The organism is Aeromonas veronii, from assembly GCA_041319085.1.
GTDB classification, from domain to species: domain Bacteria; phylum Pseudomonadota; class Gammaproteobacteria; order Enterobacterales; family Aeromonadaceae; genus Aeromonas; species Aeromonas veronii_F.
Window position 1 is genome coordinate 1696954 of sequence record CP101033.1, and the last position, 20119, is coordinate 1717072.

Genomic DNA, 20119 nt, shown 5'->3' on the forward strand with positions numbered 1-20119 from the left:
ATTGATCCTACACCTTTAGTCCGGTGCCCGGCTGCCAAGCAGCTGCTCCAGCGCCTTGACGGTGAGCGGCCGACTGGTGAGAAACCCTTGATAATGCTGGCATCCCAACGTTTTGAGGATAGCCAGCTGCGCCTCCTCTTCCACCCCTTCGGCGGTGACGGTAAAACGGAAGACCTGGGCCAGATCGAGTATCGCCTTGACGATAGCTCTGTCCTGTTCGCTGTGCACCAGGGTCTGAATGAAGCTTCTGTCAAGCTTCACCTCATCGGCGGGCAGATCCCGCAGATAGGCCAGCGACGAGTAGCCGGTACCGAAGTCGTCGATGGAGAGGAGGATGCCGAGCTCCTTGAGCTGGCGCATTCTGGCGATGCTCTCGCGCCGATTCTCCAGTACCACCGATTCGGTCACCTCCAGCAGCAGGCGGGAGGGGGGCACGCCGGTGTCGCGCAAGATGTATTCTACCTGTTGCACGAAGCCCTGGGTGTGGAACTGGCGGGCACTGACGTTGACCGACAGATGGGGGATCTGCAGGCCACGGTTGAGCCAGAAACTGTATTGGGCACAGGCGGTCTTCATCACCCAGTAGCCAATTTCCAGAATGAGGCTGGTTTCTTCGGCGATGGGGATGAACTCTCCGGGTGGCACCATGGTGCCGTCGCTGCGCTGCCAGCGCAGCAGCGCCTCGATGCCCGACAGCGAGCCATTGTCGACCCGGTATTGCGGCTGATAGTGCAGTTGCAGCTCGTGATGGCGCAGGGCATCGCGCAACTGGTTGGTGAGGGTCAGCCGGTTCTTCTCGTGCCGGGCCATCGCCTCGGTGAAGAAGACGTAGTGGCCCTGACCCACCCGCTTGGCCATGTGGGTCGCGGTGTCGGCCTGTTGCATCAGGACCAGATGGTCCGTCTCGTTACCGGAGAAGAGGCTGATCCCCACCGAGGCGCTGCAGTGCAGTTTGTGATCACCGATGTCGAACGGGGTCCGAAATAGCCCCATCAGTTCGCGGGCGAAGTGCTCCGCCAGAATTTTGGCGGTGACTTCCCCTTGTCCCAGCTGGGTAAAGAGCAGGGCAAACTCATCCCCCGAGATGCGCGCCTGCACCAGATTGTCCTGGGGCAGCTCCTTGAAACGTAGCACCACGGCCTGCAGCAGCTGATCGCCGCAGGCGTGACCGAGGGAGTCGTTAATCGACTTGAAGTTATCGAGATCCAGCAGCAGCAGGGCACCCCACTGGCCGTTGGGAGCGCTCAGGGTCTGCTGCAAAATATGGTTGAGGCTGCGCCGGTTGTGCAGGCCGCAGAGATCGTCGTAGTAGGCGAGCTGTTCGATGTGTCTGGCGGCCTCTTTTTCCTGGGTGATGTTGTAGAAGCTGCAGATGAAGTGGCTGAGCTCCCCCTGCGCATCCTTGACCCCGTTCACCATCAAGCGTACCGGAAAGAGGTGACCATCCTTGTGCAGGCAGCGCTCTTCCCCGAGCCAGAACTCCTGCTCGTTGACGGTGCGGTTAACATCCTCCTTGAGATGATCCCCGTAGTAGGTGGGGCGCAGCTTGCGAATGGAGTGACCGATCACCTCTACCTCGCCAAATCCGGTGATCCGGCTGAAGGAGTGGTTGACCTTGAGGATGATGCCGTTGTGATCCATCACGATCAGCCCATCGTGGGTATTGAAGGCCACTTCAGCCAGCCGCAGGGCGTCGTCGGCGGCGAGGCGTTTGAGCTCGATGGCGGCCCGCTCGTGCTGATTGCTCAACAGATCCAGCAGCTGTTCGGGCTCCTCAAGGGGGGTATCGAGCAGCAGGGTGATCTGGCCAATGGGGGCACCGCTTTGACCATGGAGCGGAATGCCGATGTAAGCGCTGGCATTGAGGGCCAACAGCCGGGTTGCCTTGGGATAACGCGCGGGCAGATCTTCCACATAGATGGCCTGACCATGCTGGAGTAACTCCTGAGCGGGGCCGGGGTCGAGCTGGATGGGCTTGAGGGTGGAGAAGTGCTCCCCGTTAAACACACAGCGGGGAATGATCCAGAGCTCCTGACCACGGGGCTGGAATTCGCCGATCCAGCCCACTCGGGCGCCGCTGGCGTTCATGGCCCAACTTACTAAGGTCTTGCAGTAGTCGATGCCGGTCTGCTGGTGCAGCTCGGGCGGGAGGGCCAGTTCGGCGCGGCGCTCTTCCGGTTGTGGCTGCCAGTGACCGAGCAGCTGGGCGCTGCTGCGCACCAGTTGCAGCATCTCCTCGCTGAGCGGGGTGGGGTCGAGATACTCGAGACTCAGCACCCCGAATAGCTTGTCCTGCTCCAGCAGGGCGCCATCCAGACGTGAGCGCACACCAGCACTGGTCAGATAGAGGTGATTGCTCAGCATTGGCTGGTGGGCCGCTTCCGAGAAGCTCAACGATTTGCGGGTACGCAGGGCGCGGATATAGCGGCTGTCGCCGCGAATGGGGTAGAGCGCCTCGACCCCCAAGGTGAACACCGGGGTGAGCTGCTCGCAGCCCAGCTCGCCGTTGGCCTGATAGTGCCAGAGGATGAGCCGATCGGCCCCCAAACTCTCTTTCAGGGCCTCGAGCAGGGGCGCATACTGCTGCTGGCTCGCCATCTGGCTGAGGCGCGGCAACTGCAATGCCAGATCGGCGATGGGCTCTTGGCGAAGGTTCTGCAGACAGATGAGCCAGAAGCCATCCTGCTCGTGGGCGAGGGCGATGTGCCACAGCTGGCTGGCAAAGCGCACGGTGATCTTGCCGCCATGACCGTTGGCCAGCAGTTGTTCGATGGGCAGACGCAGGGCATCGGGCAGCTGGGCAGGCCAGGGGGCGTGCGGCTCGTCGAGCCAGTAGAGCGGGGTTTGCATCACGTCGGTCAGGGCGACCAGCCGTTGACTGCGCAGATCCAGACGGAAAAAGAGCGGCGTCTGGAGAGCAGGAGGAAGATGACTGAGAGCGGTAGACGACATGAACAAACAACATCCTGTTAAGCAACCGTCGGGGTTGCAAGAATACTGCAAAATGGTGTGAAACAAAATTTCATTGAATTCTAAATTAGAAAAGTCTAATTTATTGCCCATTATCATGAATGAGGAGTCTTGCAGATGAAACGGATCCTGATTATCGGTGGTGTCGCGGGGGGCGCATCGGCGGCGGCTCGCGCTCGTCGTTTGAGTGAAGAGGCAGAGATCGTGATGTTTGAGCGGGGCGAATTTGTCAGCTTTGCCAACTGCGGTCTGCCCTACCACATCGGGGGCGATATCCCCGACCGGGATGCCTTGCTGCTGCAGACTCCCCAGAGTTTCAAGCGCCGTTTCAACGTCGATGTGCGGGTCTTCCACGATGTGATCGAGATCGACAAGGCGGGCAAGACCTTGCTGGTGCGCAACCTGCAAACCGGTGAAGAGCAGCGCGAGCATTACGATGTGCTGCTGCTGAGCCCGGGGGCGGCGCCGATCCGTCCTCCTTTCCCCGGTATCGACAGCCCCCATGTCTATACCTTGCGCAACATCCCGGACATGGATCGCATTCTGGCGGCCCTGCACCACGATCAGCCGCGCCATGTTACCGTGGTGGGCGGTGGTTTTATCGGGCTGGAGATGATGGAGGCGCTGCACCAGCGCAAGCTGGATGTCACCCTGCTGGAGCTGGCCGATCAGGTGATGGCGCCGGTGGACAAGGAGATGGCCAACATGCTCCATGCCCGCATCCGGGAAGAGGGGATCGATCTGCGCCTGCGCACCGGCCTCACCGCCATCGAGAGTCTGGATCTGCCTGCCGAGAAGACCTCTGCCGTGCCGACCGCCAACAGCGGTGGCCTGCGCCTGACCCTCAATGATGGTTCACATCTCGACACCGGCCTGCTGATCCTCGCCATCGGCGTCAAACCTGAAACCCTGCTCGCCGCCAAGGCGGGGCTGGAACTGGGCCCACGCGGCGGCATCAAGGTGGATGCCGGCATGCGTACCTCGGATCCCTTTATCTTTGCGGTGGGGGATGCGGTGGAAGAGATTGACTTCGTCACCGGCGAATCTGTGCTGATCCCGCTGGCGGGCCCCGCCAACCGGCAGGGGCGCATCGCCGCCGACAACATGCTGGGCCGAAGCGAAACCTACAAGAAGACCCAGGGCACTGCCATCTGCAAGCTGTTCGATCTGGCGGTGGCCAGCACCGGCCTCAACGAGAAGCGACTGGTGCAGCTGGGATTGCCGTTCGAGAAGGTCTATGTCCACCCGGGCAGCCATGCCGGTTACTACCCGGGCGCCCATCCGGTCAGCCTCAAGCTGCTGTTTGCCCCGGATGGCAAGATTTATGGCGCTCAGGCCATCGGCAAGGATGGTATCGACAAGCGCATCGATGTGCTGGCGGTGGCCCAGCGCGCCGGTCTGACCGTGTTTGACCTGCAGGATCTGGAGCTCACCTATGCGCCGCCGTTCGGCTCGGCCAAGGATGTGATCAACATGGCGGGCTTTGTGGCCAGCAACCACTTGAAGGGGGATACCTTGCTCTGCCACGTGGCCGAGGTGCAGGCTCGCCACCCGCACCAGCTGGTGGTGGATGTGCGCAATGGCCCCGAGCTCGACAAGCTGGGCCGCATTCCGGGGGCGCTGCATATCCCCCTCGACGAATTGCGTGGTCGCCTGCATGAGCTGCCCAAGGACAAAGAGCTGCTTATCAGCTGTCAGGTCGGGCTGCGCGGCCATGTCGCTTGCCGCCTGCTGAGCCAGCACGGCTTTAAAGTGAAAAATCTCTCCGGCGGCTTCAAAACCTGGCAGATGGCCACCGCCGAGTAACCGTTTTATTTCTGTGCCTGTTTGCCCCTCTCCCTTGTGCGTGCAAGCTGAGGGGCTTTTTCTCTGCGCCGATCGCCCTCTTTGCATCTCCCTGCTGTAGCAATATTTCGACACACTTTTTTTTCGGTGCCGGACAAAATTAACGTTTTGTTCAGGGGATCGGTGCTATAACCCCTGCCTCGTTCATGATGAACCGTGTAGTAGGGAGAGTGACATGCTGGATATGCTGATGGCCATTTGGCATCAGGATTTTGACGCCCTGGTTCAGATGCAGGCGGTGCCCCTGCTGATCAGTTGCCTGATGCTGGTACTGCTGCTGGAGTCCGCATTCGTCTTCCTGCCCCTGCCGGGGGACAGCCTGGTACTGCTGGCCGGTGGGTTGGTGGGCATGGGGGTATTTGGCCCCGAAGTGACCCTCTGTTTTCTACCGCTGGCGGCGGGGCTGGGATCCGTGCTGGCGTACTGGCAGGGGCGGGCTCTGCAGCGCACCCGCTTTATGGAGCATATCGAGCGGATGTTGCCGCCCGACAGTCTGCCCAAGGCGACCCGGCTGCTGAAAAAGTACGGTTTTCTGGCGATGTTCTCCTCCCGCTTTATCCCGTTCGTGCGGGTCTTGACCCCCATGCTGATGGGGATTGGCCGCCTGAGCGTGCTGCGCATGTGCATGGCCAGCTTTGCCAGTGCCTTTATGTGGGCGCTTTGTCTCAGTTTGGTGGGCAAGCTGGCGATGAATACCCCCTTCTTCCTCCACCACAGCGAGCTGTTGACCCGGGCGCTGATTATTACTTCGCTGGTGCTGTTTCTGGCGGCCGTCATGGCCATCCTGTTTCGCTGGTTCAAAGGCGGAGCAAAAAACGAGACCAGCCACGACTAGATGACAACCCTTGCCGCACTGAATCAGTGGGCAAGGGGGGTCTCGTGCAGCAGGGACGCGGAATTGTGCCCATTCGGGTAATGCGCTTTGTGTCGGGTGAGCAGGATGCCTTATCCTGTTTCCTGCCACGCTGCGTTTGCAGCGCTCCAACTCGGGATGGAACCTATGCGCCTCTTCGACTCTCCCTCTCACCGCTCTACTGCTGGAACCTGCGCCCTACACCACCGCTGGCCGGCCCTGCTGCTGTCCGGGTTGGCCGGTTTGCTGCTGGCCGGTTGCGGCCCCAACAAGCCTGTCGTCAATGGGCCGACCACAGATTCCGCAGCCCGGCAGGAGGCCGGAGCGCCAGCTACTGTGGTGCAGGCCAATGCCCGTCAATATCGCGATGCCCCGGCACTGGCGCTGGTCTTCTCCGGCCCATTGGCGCCCAAGGCAAACTGGCAGAGCTGGCTAGCGGTGAGCGAGGGGGGCAAGCAGCTGCAGGGGGAGTGGATCCTCGCCGACGATGGCCGCACCCTCTATTTCCCGAACGTCCAGCCCGATAAAAGCTATGAGGTGAGTCTCAAGACAGGGCTGGGCCCATCCCCCCAGAGCTGGACTCTCAAGACCCGGCCGCTGGAGGCGGGGGCTTCGTTTACCGCCAGCGGCATGGTATTGCCGCTGCGCGACGAGCTGCGCCTGCCCATCAGCGCGGTCAACGTGGACGAGGTCAATATCGACTTCTTCCGGGTCGAGGCCGAATATCTGCCCCGCTTTCTTGCGGAATACCGCCCCGGTGCCGGCATGGGCAACTGGGAGCTTGAACAGATCACCCAGCGGGCCAAGCGGGTATTCAGCGGCCGCTACGCATTGGAGCTCGATGCCAACCGGCGTGAGACCCGCCTTATCAATGTGAAGGAGCCGCAGCTGGCCGAGGCCGGTGTCTACTTTGCGGTGATGTCCCCCCTTGGCAACTACGACTGGCGCAAGGAGACCACCTATTTCGCGGTGAGCGACATGGGGCTCAGTGCCCGCCGTTACCGCGATCAGCTGGAGGTGTTCGTCAGCTCGCTGGCTACGGCTGATCCGCTCAAGGATGTGCAACTCTCCCTGCTCGACGAGAAGGGCAACCGGCTGCAGGTGCAAACCACGGATCTGCAGGGTCATCGCCGTTTCGATCAGGTGCAGGGTGCTCGCCTGCTGCTGGCCGAGCAGGGCAACCATCTGGCGGTGCTGCGCCTCGATGGCGCGGCGCTCGATCTCTCCACCTTCGATCTCGGCACCCAGCCCTGGCAGGCCCAGCAGCTCTATCTGTTCAGCGGGCGCGACCTCTATCGTCCCGGCGAGCGACTCGACAGCGAGATCCTGCTCAAGGGGCAGGATGGCCAGCTGCTGCCGGGGATGGCGGTGGAGCTGGAGGTGAAGCAGCCGGACGGCCAGCTGCTCGAACAGAAACGGCTGCTGCCGGATAGCCTTGGCGCCGCCCACTACGGCCTGCGTCTACCGGATGATGCGCCGCTCGGGCGTTGGACCATCAACCTCAAGACCGCTGCCGGCAGCCGCTTCGAGTGGCCTTTCCTGGTGGAGGAGTTCTTGCCGGAGCGATTGAAACTGCAACTTGGCAAGGGGCCGGATGGGGATGTGACGAGTCTGGACGCCGCCCTCACCCTGCCGCTGCAAGGGGACTATCTCTATGGTGCGCCAGCGAGTGCCACCAAGGCGAAGGCGGAGGTGAAGTTAAGCCGCGCCACCATGCCCTTTACCCAATGGCAGGAGTTCACCCTGGGTGACGTGCTGCTCGCCGAGCAGGCCAAGGATCTCGAGGCGCGCAGTCTTACCCTCGATGCGCAGGGGCGGGGGACTTTTTCACTGCAAGATGAGCTCGACGGGGTGCGCGGCCTCGGGCCGCTGGAGGTGGCCTATCGGGTGTCGCTCTCAGAGCCCGGTGGCCGCGCCGTCAATCGCAGTCGCACCCAGTATGGCTGGCCTGCAGGCAGCCAGTGGCCGGCGCTCAAGGCCGACTTCGTGGCCGATCGTGTGGAAGGGGGCAAGCCGCTCCCCTTCCAGATCCTCAACCTCGATGACAAGGGCCAGCCGGTGGCGGGGGCGGTGAAGGTGCGCCTTATCAACGAGTACCGCGACTACTACTGGCACTACGCCGATGGCGAGGGGTGGAAGTACGAGTTCAATAGCCAGCCCTATCTGGAGCAGGAGCAGACCCTGCAGCTGGACGGCAAGGGGCCGGCCCCGCTCATGCTGCAACTGGCGGCGGGCTGGTATCGGTTGGAGGTGGAGAACAGTCAGGGCCATCAATCGAGCCTGCGGGTGGAGATCGGCAGTTACGCCTGGGGCGGTGGTGGCGAGCAGGCACGGCCTGACAAGATTGCCATCACTCTCGACAAACGCGCCTATCAGGCGGGCGACAAGGCCAAAGTGACTCTGGTAGCCCCGCGCCCCGGTAAGGGCTTGCTGCTGGTGGAAGATGGCGACGGCCTGCGCTGGTGGCAGCGTATCGCGCTCAAGGGGGCCGGTGGCGATGCCAAGGATGCCCGCGGCGAGTTCGAGATCCCGGTCAGTCCCGAGTGGCAGCGCCACGATCTGCATATCTCGGCTCAGATCGCCGCGCCAGACAGCGCCTCCAAACCGGTCAGCAGCCAGCAGGGACAGAGCTTGCGCTCGGTCGGCTTGGTGCCGCTCACCCTGGATCGGGAAGCGCGCCGTCTGCCGCTTACCCTGAGCGCACCTGATAAAGCGGTGCCGCTCACCCGGCTGGAAGTGACCGCCACCTCCACCCCCAACAGTCAGGGGCGGGTGGTGCTGGCGGCGGTGGATCGGGGCGTGCTCAACATCAGTGACTACCAGCCCCTCGACCCGTTCGAGATCTTCTTTGGCCGCAAGCGCTTCTCCCAAGATTTGTTCGACAACTACGGCCAGGTGATCCCGCCGCAAGATGGCAAGCTGGCCCGCCTCAACTACGGGGGCGATAGGGCGCCGCTGAAAAAGGGTGGCGCGCTGGAGAGCCGGGTCGAGATCGCCGCACTCTGGAGCGGCGAGGTGAGTTTTGATGAGAGCGGCAAGGCGGTGATCCCGCTCGATCTGCCCAACTTCAACGGCGAGCTGGCGCTGATGGCACTGGCCTGGAACGAACAGCAAGTCGGTGAGGCCGAGCGCGCCGTCAAGGTGGTGGCGCCCTTGGTGGCCGAGATCGGCTGGCCACGCTTTGGCGCCAGAGGGGATGAGACCCGGGCGCTGGTGCAGCTGCGCAACATGAGCGGCGAGGATCAGAGCCTCTCCCTTGCCTGGACCCTCAGCGGCGGGCTGAAAGCAAATGGCGAGTTGCCCGGCACCCTGTCCCTTAAAAATGGCGAGGAGCAGTGGTTGACCCTGCCGCTCACCGTGATCGGGGCGAGCGGTGTGGCAAGCCTGCAGTTGGCGGCCAGCGGCAAGGATTTTGCCATCAGCCGCGACTGGACTTTGCCGCTGCGCTCCCCCTGGCCGGCCGAGACTCGCCAACGCTACCAGATGCTGGCCCCCGGCCAGCAGATGAGCTTTGCACCAACGGAGCTGGCCGGGCTGGATCGCGCCAACCTGCAGCGGCTGCTCAGCCTCTCCGGCACTCCGCCCTGGGATCCGGCAGCCCAGTGGCAGGCGCTGGCCGACTACCCCTACGCCTGTCTGGAGCAAACCATCTCTCGCGCCTGGCCTTACTTGCTGACCACGGCCGATGAGCGCACCGCCTGGCGCAAACCCGCAGAGGGCAAGAAAGCGATGAGTGAGGCGGACGTGCAGCGCGCCCTGCTGCAACGGCTGCAGCGGTTGCAACTGCCAAGCGGCGGCTTTGGCCTTTGGGATGGTCGCTCTGACGAGGAGCCGTGGCTCACCGCCTATGCCGCCGACTACCTGCTGGCCCGCAAGGAGGTGGGCGATACGGTGCCGGAGGCGATGCTCAATCAGGCGCTAAACCGGCTGCAGAGCTATCTCACCGACAGCCAGTACGGCGAGCGCTGGAGCAGTGCCCCCGAGCACAGCCGGTTGGCCTATCAGGCCTACAGCGCCTATGTACTGGCCCGGGTGGGCAAGGCGCCGCTCGCTACCCTGCGCCTCATATGGGAGCAGCAGGCTGATCACGCTCGCTCCGGTTTGCCGCTCTTGTACCTCTCGCTGGCGCTCTCGGCCATGGGGGATGAGCAGAACGCCGCCAAGGCCCTCAGCCGTGCATTGGCGACCGAGCGCGGGGACGACTATCTCGGGGATTACGGCTCGCCGCTGCGTGATCAGGCCCTTGAACTCTCCTTGCTGCGCCAGCACAAGCTGGCTGCGGAGCGCTGGCCTGATCTCAGCGCCAAGGTGGCCGATACCCTGGCTCACCGTCAGTGGCTCAGCACTCAGGAGCGGCTCGCCCTGCTGCGACTCGCCCGCTTCGACCCGGCCGTCGACTGGCAGGCCAGGGTCGCCTCATCCTCTGGCATTGAAGCCTTGAGCGGTTCGGCCGCCTTGCAGCAGAGCGCCCCCGAGGCACTGGCCGCGAGTACCGTCACCAACGAGGGCAAGGGCTCCCTCTATGTGCAGCGCACTCTGATCGGCTACCCCAAACAGGCTCCTGCCCGGTTGAGTCAGGGGATAAGCGTGACCCGCAGTTGGTTCAATAGCGACGGTCAGCGTTTTGATCCCGCCAAGGTGAAGGTGGGGGATCTGGTGGTGGTGCGGCTCAATGTCAGCAGTGAATCGGCGGTGCCCGATGCCCTGCTGGTGGAGATGGTGCCCGCTGGCTTCGAGCTGGAGAACCCAGCCCTTGGCCGCAGCATCAAGCTCGAAGAGCTCTCCATCGAGGGGAAACCGGCGTGGCAGAGCGAGTGGAACGACTATCTCAAGCATCAGGAGTTTCGCGACGATCGCTATACGGCGGCGCTGGATCTGAGCGAGGGGAGCAACCAGCAGCTGGTCTACCTGATGCGGGCGGTGACGCCGGGTCGCTATCAGGTGCCGCCGACCCAGGTGGAGGATATGTACCGCCCCGAGCTGCGTGCCGTGGGTGAGGATATCCATGAGGTGATCATCTCTGAGTAACATTCCCTCCCTTGAGCGGGTTCGCCCGCTCACTTTCTGGCAGCGTGGCTGGCTGAAATTGGGTCGCACTGGCCGCGCTGGCTGGCGCTGGCTTGGTCGTTTGCCACGCTGGCTGCGTGTCTCGGTGCTGGGAGTTGTCGCACTGCTGCTGTCATTGCTGGCGCTGGATCGTATTTTCCCACCGCCACCGCTCGACCCTGCCTACGCACGGGTGGTGCTCGACATGAAAGGGCGGCCGCTGCGCGCCTTTGCCGATACCAGCGGCGTGTGGCGCTACCCCGTGACCCTGGAGCAGGTCTCCCCCCGCTATATCGAGGCGCTACTGGGCTACGAGGATCGCTACTTCTGGCGTCATCCCGGGGTCAATCCGGTGGCCATGGTGCGCGGGGTCTGGCAGTGGCTGCGTTACGGGCGCGCCGTGTCGGGCGGCTCGACTCTTACCATGCAGGTGGCCCGCCTCATCGAGCCCTACCACAGGAGCGTGCCCGGCAAGCTGCGTCAGATGGCCCGTGCGCTGCAACTGGAGTGGCACTACGACAAGCGCACCTTGCTCACCGTCTACCTCAACCGGGCGCCGTTTGGCGGCAACCTGGAGGGGGTGCAGGCGGCAAGTTTTGCCTATCTCGGCAAGAGCGCCGCCAAGCTGACCTATGCCGAGGCGGCGCTGTTGGCGGTGCTGCCGCAGGCTCCCAGCCGCAACCGGCCGGACCGGCATCCCGAGCGGGCCCGCGCCGCCCGCGACAAGGTGATGCAGCGACTGGTGGCGCAAGGGGTCTGGCCCGAGCCGGTGTGGTTGGAGGGACGCATCGAGCCGGTGCTGGTTCGCGGCCATTTCACCCCGATGGAGGCGCCGCTGTTTGCTCGTCTGGCCGCCGACAGCCATCCGGGCGCCCTGGTGCACACCACCATAGACGGCGATCTGCAGCGCTGGCTGGAGACGCGGGTGGCGAGTTATATCCGCCGCTTCCCCGAGCAGACCTCTGCTGCGCTGCTGCTGGTGGACAACAAAACCATGGCGGTGCGCGCCTATGTGGGTAGCGCCGAGTATGGCAATTTGCGCCGCCACGGTTATCTCGACATGGTGCAGGCAATCCGCTCTCCCGGCTCCACCCTCAAGCCCTTTATCTACGGTCTGGCCATGGATGAAGGGTTGGTGCACTCGGCCTCCCTGCTTTCCGATGCGCCGAGGCTGGGCTCGGATTACAGACCCGCCAACTTTTCCGGCGCCTTTCAGGGGCCGGTGACGCTCGCTCAGGCACTGCAGCAATCCCTCAACGTGCCGGCGGTGCAGGTGCTGGAGGCGCTCGGGCCCGACAAGCTGGTCAGCCGCCTCGACAACGCTGGGGTGCGGCTGGCGCTCTCCGACAAACCCAATCCGGCCATTGCGCTGGGGGCGGCGGGCATTCGGCTCGAGCAGTTGGTGGCGCTCTACAGCGCGCTGACCCGGCAGGGGCAGGTGGCGATGCCGGTCTGGCTGGCGGGGCAGCAGGCGGTGTCACGCCCCTTGCTGAGCCCGGGCGCGGCCTGGATCATCTGGCAGATCCTGAGCGCGCAGGGACGGGCTGATCAGCCTTTTGCCAGTGAGGCGACCGGCCGGGTCAACCGGCTGGCCTGGAAGACTGGTACCAGCTATGGCTATCGCGACAGCTGGGCGATGGGGGTCTCCGGTCGCTGGACCATCGGCGTCTGGCTGGGGCGCCCCGACGGTACCCCCATGCCCGGTTTTTACGCCCAGAGCGCAGCGGTGCCGCTGCTGCTCTCGGTCTACTCGCGGCTCTCGGACAACAGCCCTCTGCCGGCACAGCCCAATACGGTGAGCGAGGCTGAGGTCTGCTGGCCGCTGGGGCGCAAGGCGAGCGCGACCCTGCCTGAAGCCTGTTTGCAGCGCCAGAGTGCCTGGTTGCTGGAAGGGCGCGATCCTCCCACCTTGCCGGATCCCATGGACTGGCCCTCGCCGCTGCGCCAAGTGGCGCTGACCGCCGAGGGCAAGCCGACCCTGGCACGCTGCCAAGATGCGGCGCAATCCGGTTTTCGGGCGCTCTGGCCATTGTCACTGGAGCCGTGGCGAACGCCCGGCGAGCGACGACAGGCGCTGCTTGCAAGTGGTTGTGCTGGGGAAGGGCAGAGTGCCGAGCTGCAGGCCCCTATTCGCATTGTGGCGCTGGGGGAGGGCAACCTTATCCGCAGCCAGCGCTATCGGTTGCAGCCCAAGGTGCTTGGCGGTGTCGGCAAGTCGGCCTGGTTTCTCAACGGCCAGCGACTACGCTGGGACGGGGATCAGGTATTGAGCGAGGCGGGGCGCTATCAGCTGGTGGTGGTGGACGAGGCGGGCAACAGCGATCGTATCGAGTTTCATTTGGAGAATCCCTCCTGAGAGCTGCACTATCTTTGGGGGGTCAGAATTCAGAATAATATTGACGACATCGGGGGATGGCTTCGATGCCGTCAGCTGATTGTCGATTCCCTAGCAGGGCGTTGCGGACTCAGGGCTTGACCTGACCCAGCCGGGTGAAGAAGTGCTGACTCTTGCGCTGGTGGAAGTGGCTCTTCTTGATGGGATGAAAGATGAGGTCGCTCTCCGGATGGCTTGCCTTGAGGCGGTGGATCATTGCCATGGCCGGTAAGCCAGTACTGACGAGCGTGGTGAGCGGCAGGCTCTGGGTCTGCGGCCCCAGCAGTTGATTGAGCCCCTGCTGGGCCTGCTCGAAGCGGGTCAGTGCGGCGGGCTCGGCGTAGCCGCTGCCCAACATGGCGAGCAGCTCATCGAGGGCTTGATGAAACTCGGCCAGTTGCTGGCGAAAGCCGCTGCGGGCTCGCAGGGCGATCAGCTCTGCAAACGGAATATCGGCCAAGTGATTGGGCACTTGCAACGGGATCTCGAGGTGGAAACAATCCTGGCCGCCCCGGTTGTGGTAGCGGGATTCGAGCAGATGGAGCAGCCGGTCCAGATAGTCGTGATCGGTGATGAGGGCCCCCTCATTGGCGAGCGCCCACTCGCGGGCGAGACGCATGGAGAGCAGATTGGCAAAGCGCCGTGCCATCCTGATCCCTCCCTCGTCCCGGCTGGCAAAGCCGTGGGTCAGACAAAAGCTGTGCAACTGTTCCAGCCCCGCCTGGGTCGGGCAGAAGCAGTCGTGGTTGGTGCGTTGGCGCCAGCGCGTGATCAGCTCCTTGTTGCCAAACACCTTGTGGCGGACAAAGTCGGGGGCAATGAGGCCGCTGATCTGGCTCTCCAGTTGGGGTGTGATGGCAGAAAAGAAGGTGGCATCGGGCCGCTCGGTCAAGAGATCGGTCTCCTGCTCGAGGGTGTGCAGCAGGGCGGTGAGGCCGCTCTTCTCACTGACGGTGAAGACGAAGGCGAGCCGCTCCAGATAGAGCAGAGCGAACTTGAGCCAGAGCTCGTCGCGTACCTCCATGCCGGGATAATAGATATAGGTCTTCATCGGATCAGTCTGTTGTCAAAAATCTGGCGAGGCGCAGAGTCGGGAATATACGCAAGATTGCCTTGGTGCGGCAAACATTGCGTGGGGGAATGTGTGCAAACGCTCATCCAGTAGGCGATGACCATAAAGTTCTGGTATAATCCGCGCCCTTAAATCAAGGTCACCCGAGTCATTACCATGAAGTTCATTATCAAGCTGTTCCCGGAAATCACCATCAAGAGCAAGTCGGTTCGCCAGCGCTTTATCAAGATCCTGCAGGGCAATATCCGTAACGTCCTGCGCCGCTTCGACGACGATGCCCGGGTGCGGATGGATTGGGACAAGCTGATCGTGAGCTCGCGCAATGACCAGTTCCGCGAGCAGGCCATCGAAGCCCTGGCCTGCATTCCCGGCATTCAGGCGTTCCTCGAGGTGCAGGCCAGCAAATTTACCGACCTGCACGACATCTTCGAGCAGGTGAAAGCGGTGTGGGGTGATCAACTCGAGGGGAAAACCTTCTGCGTGAGGGCCAAGCGCCACGGCAAACACGAGTTCTCCTCACTCGAAGTGGAGCGCTACGTGGGCGGTGGCCTAAACCAGCACTGCGCGAGCAACGGCGTGCGCCTCAAGAACCCGGATGTGAAGATCAACCTCGAGATCGATGGCGAAGAGCTCTTCATCGTCAGCGCTATTCATCAAGGCCTGAATGGTATGCCTATCGCCACCCAGGAGGATGTGCTGAGCCTTATCTCCGGTGGCTTTGACTCCGGTGTGGCGTCGTTCCAGTTCATCAAGCGTGGCTGCCGGGTGCACTACTGTTTCTTCAATCTGGGCGGCGCCGCTCACGAGATCGGTGTCAAGCAGGTGGCTTACCACCTGTGGAGCCGTTTCGGCTCTTCTCACCGGGTGCGTTTCACCGCGGTGGACTTCGAGCCGGTGGTGGCTGAAATCCTTGAGAAGATCGATAACGGCCAGATGGGCGTGGTGCTCAAGCGCATGATGATGCGCGCTGCCGCCAAAGTGGCTGACGAGTTCCAGATCCCGGCGCTGGTGACCGGCGAGTGTGTGGGCCAGGTCTCCAGCCAGACCCTGACCAACCTGAACGTCATCGACCGGGTAACTGGCAAGGTGATCCTGCGTCCGCTCATCACTTGGGACAAGCCGGACATCATCAGTGAAGCCCGCCGCATCGGCACCCTGGAATTCGCCGAAACCATGCCGGAGTACTGTGGCGTCATCTCCAAGAAGCCGACCGTGAAGGCCGATCTGACGCGCATTGAAGAGGAAGAGGGCAACTTCGACTTCGCCATTCTGGACAAGGTCGTGGCCGAGGCCCGTTACCTCGACATTCGTCGTATCGGTGAAGAGACGGCGGCCGAGGTTCAGGAAGTGGAGACCACCGCCGAGACCGGTGACAACGAGGTGATCCTCGATATCCGCTCTGTCGATGAGCACGATGAAAAGCCGCTGGTGGTGGAAGGACGCGAGGTCATGCATATCCCTTTCTTCAAGCTGGCCACCGCATTTGGCGATCTGCCCAAGGAGAAGACCTACCTGCTCTACTGCGATCGCGGCGTGATGAGCAAGCTGCAGGCGCTCTATCTGAAAGAGAAGGGCTTTGCCAACGTCAAGGTGTACCGCCCGTAAGCGGGCTTTTAGCGCCCATAAAAATCCGGCCAATGTGCCGGATTTTTTATTTCACGGAGTCAGTGATGACCATCAGGGGCAGGGGACCGGGGTGAAGGAGTCTTGCCCCTGGCAACGCCAGCCCATTTCAGCCTCCCGCATCTGCCACAGGTTGTTGCTGCGAAACAGAGTCAGGATATAGATCATGTCGCTCTTGCTACCATCGAGGGCGACCGAGAGCACCAGATCATTGTCCAACTGCTGGGCATGGATACGACTGGGGATGTCGCCATGGCCGACGAATCGCAGGGCGACTTCACGGTAGTCATTGACCCAGCTCTGCTGGGCAGTGCTTGCCTGGCGGATCTGCTGGTTGAACTGCTGCACCGGGGTGGAAGCGAGCCGTCCAAAGAGTACCTGCGCTTCGGCGTGCACCGTTGCTACATTTATCAATAGCAGTGATGTGATGAGTCCAAGTTTTTGCATGAGGGATTCCGGCTTACAACACTGGACCTTATGACAACAGAAAAGCCTGTTTGGTTCAACGCAAGGCCCACCGCGACATAATGGCGCGGTGGGCCTGAACTCAATTGCGCTGCAGCGAGAAGGTGGGCAGTGACAAATGCCAGTAAATGGCCGCCACCCGCAAACTGAACACTGCCGTCATGCAGATGAGCATGGCGGTCACCCGGTCCATGTCAATTTCTAACGCCAGGGTATAGAGGATGCCCCCCAGAATGCAGGCGGTAGCATAGATCTCTTTTTGCAAGACCATGGGCACTTCTCGCGCCAATACATCCCGGATCATGCCACCGGCTACGCCGGTCATGGTGCCCATCAATACGGCGATCAGCCCTGATGTACCAAAGTTGAGGGCTTTTTGCGCCCCGATCACGGTAAAGAGCGCCAACCCGAAGGCATCGGCTACTGGCAGCACATACCAGGGCATCCTGCGAGGCAGTTTGACCATCCACATACCGATCAGCGCCGTCGCGATGATGACCCAGATATAGAGCGGATCGCGCACCCAGAATACCGGGGTGGCCCCCAGGATCATGTCACGGATGGTGCCGCCGCCGATGGCGGTGACTGCCGCCAACACCATGACGCCAAACCCGTCCATTCTGAGCCTGCCCGCCACCAATACCCCTGAAAACGCGAATACCGCAGTACCAAACATGTCGCTGATGTAAACAATCTGCTCAACCAGTGTCTGCATGGAGAACAACTCACGCCAAATTGTTGATGGGGCCGCGATTCTAGAGGCAAGGGGGGCGTATGAGCAATGCCGGTATGCAAAAGTGGGAGCCAGCGCGGGTTTCTGGATGCGGTGCCGGGATGGCCGATTGGGCAGTCTCAGGCGGCAATACGGCCATGGTGGGATGCAGGACAGATTTATCCTCCTGGAGGCGAAAAATCTTCTAAAGCATCGGACTGTGGTGCCGTTACTAAAGGGGAAGCAAATGGAAGGGTGTCAGGAAATCCAACTTTTTGCAGTGCTGCGGATCTGGTCATCACCACGTTGAATCAGATCTGCCTCAGTCACCGGCAGCGGATTGGCCCTGCGGACTGACGAAGGATCTCAATCGCCGTGCGCCCTGGGATCCGCAGTTTTAGACTTATCAGGAGAATTCATTATGTCCATGTACATCAGCACCAACGTCTCGTCCCTCAATGCCCAGCGCAACCTGATGAATTCCGGTAAGTCGCTGGATACCTCCTATACCCGCCTCGCTTCAGGGATGCGTATCAACAGTGCCAAGGACGATGCGGCCGGCCTGCAGATCTCCAGCCGGATGACCTCCCAGATCAATGGCCTGGACCAAGGCAACCGCAACGCCAATGACGGGATCTCCCTGGCTCAGACTGCAGAAGGGGCCATGGACGAGGTGACCTCCATGCTGCAACGCATGCGCACCCTGGCTCAACAATCTGCCAATGATACGAATAGTACTGACGATCGTGCCGCTTTGCAGAAAGAGGTAGTTGCACTGCAGAAGGAAATTACTCGGATCGGTAGTGATACCACCTTTGCAGGCACGAAGCTCTTTACTGCGGATAAAACATACAAGTTCCAAGTTGGAGCGGATACTAACCAAGTTATCAGCGTAGACCTCAAAAAAATGGATGCTACCAGCTTGGCGGTTGACGCATTCGACATATCAACTGAGGCTGGTGCTCAAACTGCGCTGGGCGCCGTCGATGCCGTGATTAAAACTGTAGATGGCTATCGTGCCGATCTGGGTGCGGTGCAAAACCGGCTGGACTCCACCATCCGCAACCAGGCCAATATCTCGGAAAACGTCAGCGCCGCTCGCTCCCGTATCCGCGATGCGGACTTTGCCACCGAAACCGCCAATATGACCAAGCAGAATATCCTGCAGCAGGCGGCCTCCAGCATCCTGGCCCAGGCCAACCAGCGTCCGCAGTCGGCTCTGTCGCTGCTGGGTCGCTAAGACGGTCCGGATTAACCTCATAATAAGGAGCGACAGATGGCCAATGAACCCATTGTCATGGCTTCTACCTTGACGCTCACTTCCCATGGCGGCCCTCGGGCCGCCATGCCTGTTTCTGTGCCGCCAACATCCGGCGAGGAGCAAGCCGTCGAGCAGGGAAGCGTCGACCCGGCAGCCAAGACGCTGAAAGAGGAGCCTTCGAAGGCCACAGCGTCATCAACCAAAAATAATGATGAAACCGAAAAACAGGCCCAAGAATTGCAAGAAAGATTGAGCCGCTTGGGGCAACTGAAGGGGTGGGCTATCCATTTCAGCCTAGTGCCCGAGTTTGATCGACCGGTAATCAAGGTGATCGATGCCGAGACCAAGCAGGTGATCCGCCAGATCCCGAGCGAGGAGATCCTCCAGATGAACAAGCGGTTAAAGGCGATGGCGCAGGACAATGGTGAGGGGGTTAGCCTCTCCGGGCTGCTGTTCGACGGTCAGGTATAGGTTTTTAACGAAATAATAAGAGGAGCATGTTATGGCGATTACCTCCGCCGGAGCGGGGTCGGGCATCGATCTCGAGAGCGTGATCACGGCGAGCGTGGCCGCCAGAAAGGCGCAGCTACAGCAACCCATTACCACCAAGCAGAACAGCACCAATATCACCTTGTCTGGCATCGGCCAGCTCAAGTCCTCCCTCACCGCCTTCACCGATATTTTGGATACCTTGAGCAAGCCCGGTGCCTTCAATAAGCGGGCCATCAATATCACCCAGAATAAAGATGATCCTGTGCTGACCGTGGAGAGCAAGAGCGGCACCTCGAACGGCCAGTACAATATCACCGTCAACAAATTGGCAACCACCAGCCGCCAGGAAGGGATCTTTGACAGCTCGACCACGCCGCTGGTCACCCAGGATGGCCAGCTGACTTTCAAGGCGGGTGACAAGGAGTTCACGGTCGACGTCAAGGCGGGGGATACCCTGCAAAACATTCGTAAGCGTATCAACAATGATGGCGATAACTTCGGGCTCAGTGCCAACATCGTCAATACCGCCGATGGCAAGGCCAAGCTTGTCATCGACTCGGGCGTGTCGGGAGATGGCAAGGATCTGGTCATCACGGGTAGCACGACCGAACTGCAAGATAAGTTCACGGGCAAAATGGCAGAGACGCAACAGGCGTCCAGCGCCGAGATCCTGGTCGATGGCAATGTGCTCAAGAGCGATACCAATGTCTTCGATGACGTCATTCAGGACCTGAAGCTGACCGTGCTGCGGGTCTCCGATGCCGACAGCAATGGCGACCTCAAGTCCAACAAGGTGGATATCACCACCGACAAGACCTCTGTTCAGGAGACAGTGCAGAAGTTTATCGATGGCTACAATGCGCTGCAGGAGAAACTGAGCGGCTTGGGCAAGCGCAACAGCATCGTTGGTGGCGTCAGCCAGGATGATGGCGGGGCCTTGGCGGGGGATTCCGTTACCCGGGCCATCAGCAACTTCATGTCCAATTTAATTACCACTCCCTCCGATACCAGCACCACCTATTCCACCATCTTCGAGATGGGCATCAAGATGGATAACAAGGGCAAGCTCTCCCTCGATAAAGAGAAATTTGGTGAGGTGGTCGACAAGAACTTCGATCAGGTGGCAGGGCTGTTCGGCGGTGAGGGTGGTCTGGCGGCCAAGTTGACGAATGGTTTGAAGGAATATACCAAGACCGGTGGCATGCTGGCGCAACGGACCGATACCCTTAATTCAGATCTGCGCAGCCTGAGTCAGAAGCAGGCCACCACCAATGAACAGCTGGTGAAATATGAAGCCGCCTTGCGCGCCCAATACGGCAGCCTGGATGCCCTGCTCGTGAAAATGAATAACTCAGCGGCAGCACTGTCAGCATTGCAAATAAACAATAACTGAGACTGATGTTGTA

The 20119-nt window shown here is 61.3% G+C and carries 12 protein-coding genes; 8 read left to right on the forward strand and 4 right to left on the reverse strand.

Annotation, left to right across the window (positions count from 1 at the left end; translation table 11 throughout):
- Positions 1-15: 15 nt before the first annotated feature.
- Complete coding sequence (locus NMD14_08175) at positions 16-2952, reverse strand: EAL domain-containing protein (protein ID XEI34346.1); 2937 nt, start codon at positions 2950-2952, stop codon at positions 16-18.
- A 135-nt stretch (positions 2953-3087) separates the two neighbouring features.
- Here NMD14_08175 and NMD14_08180 point away from each other — a divergent pair, with 135 nt between their 5' ends.
- From NMD14_08180 to pbpC, 4 genes are all read left to right on the forward strand, one after another.
- Complete coding sequence (locus tag NMD14_08180; protein XEI34347.1) at positions 3088-4776, forward strand: FAD-dependent oxidoreductase; 1689 nt, start codon at positions 3088-3090, stop codon at positions 4774-4776.
- A gap of 214 nt (positions 4777-4990) precedes the next feature.
- Positions 4991-5650: a DedA family protein gene (locus NMD14_08185; protein XEI34348.1), complete on the forward strand. Its 660-nt coding sequence runs from the start codon at positions 4991-4993 to the stop codon at positions 5648-5650.
- Positions 5651-5815: 165 nt separating this feature from the next.
- Positions 5816-10696 carry an alpha-2-macroglobulin family protein gene (locus tag NMD14_08190; GenBank protein XEI34349.1) on the forward strand — a complete coding sequence of 1627 codons (4881 nt, stop codon included), beginning with the start codon at positions 5816-5818 and terminating at the stop codon, positions 10694-10696.
- A gap of 52 nt (positions 10697-10748) precedes the next feature.
- A complete protein-coding gene (gene pbpC, locus NMD14_08195; GenBank protein ID XEI34733.1) occupies positions 10749-13070 on the forward strand; it encodes a penicillin-binding protein 1C in 2322 nt (773 codons plus the stop codon).
- 109 nt (positions 13071-13179) lie between these two features.
- Here the strand turns inward: pbpC and NMD14_08200 are convergent, their stop codons facing one another.
- Entirely contained in the window at positions 13180-14139 is a 960-nt protein-coding gene (locus NMD14_08200; protein XEI34350.1) for a hypothetical protein, read from the reverse strand.
- Between the two features lie 177 nt (positions 14140-14316).
- Between NMD14_08200 and thiI the strand changes: the two genes are divergently transcribed.
- Positions 14317-15765 (forward strand): tRNA 4-thiouridine(8) synthase ThiI, encoded by a 1449-nt coding sequence (gene thiI / locus NMD14_08205; GenBank protein ID XEI34351.1) that lies wholly within the window; start codon positions 14317-14319, stop codon positions 15763-15765.
- 72 nt (positions 15766-15837) lie between these two features.
- Here the strand turns inward: thiI and NMD14_08210 are convergent, their stop codons facing one another.
- Both NMD14_08210 and NMD14_08215 read right to left on the reverse strand, forming a co-directional pair.
- Positions 15838-16230 (reverse strand): hypothetical protein, encoded by a 393-nt coding sequence (locus tag NMD14_08210; protein XEI34352.1) that lies wholly within the window; start codon positions 16228-16230, stop codon positions 15838-15840.
- Positions 16231-16330: 100 nt separating this feature from the next.
- Complete coding sequence (locus tag NMD14_08215) at positions 16331-16963, reverse strand: trimeric intracellular cation channel family protein (protein ID XEI34353.1); 633 nt, start codon at positions 16961-16963, stop codon at positions 16331-16333.
- A 418-nt stretch (positions 16964-17381) separates the two neighbouring features.
- Here NMD14_08215 and NMD14_08220 point away from each other — a divergent pair, with 418 nt between their 5' ends.
- From NMD14_08220 to fliD, 3 genes are read left to right on the forward strand one after another with little or no spacing between them, the layout of a single operon-like run.
- A complete protein-coding gene (locus tag NMD14_08220) occupies positions 17382-18200 on the forward strand; it encodes a flagellin (protein XEI34354.1) in 819 nt (272 codons plus the stop codon).
- Between the two features lie 36 nt (positions 18201-18236).
- On the forward strand, positions 18237-18692 hold the full coding sequence (locus NMD14_08225) for a flagellar protein FlaG (protein XEI34355.1): 456 nt from the start codon (positions 18237-18239) through the stop codon (positions 18690-18692).
- Positions 18693-18723: 31 nt separating this feature from the next.
- Entirely contained in the window at positions 18724-20106 is a 1383-nt protein-coding gene (gene fliD / locus NMD14_08230) for a flagellar filament capping protein FliD (protein XEI34356.1), read from the forward strand.
- The last annotated feature ends 13 nt before the right edge of the window (positions 20107-20119 follow it).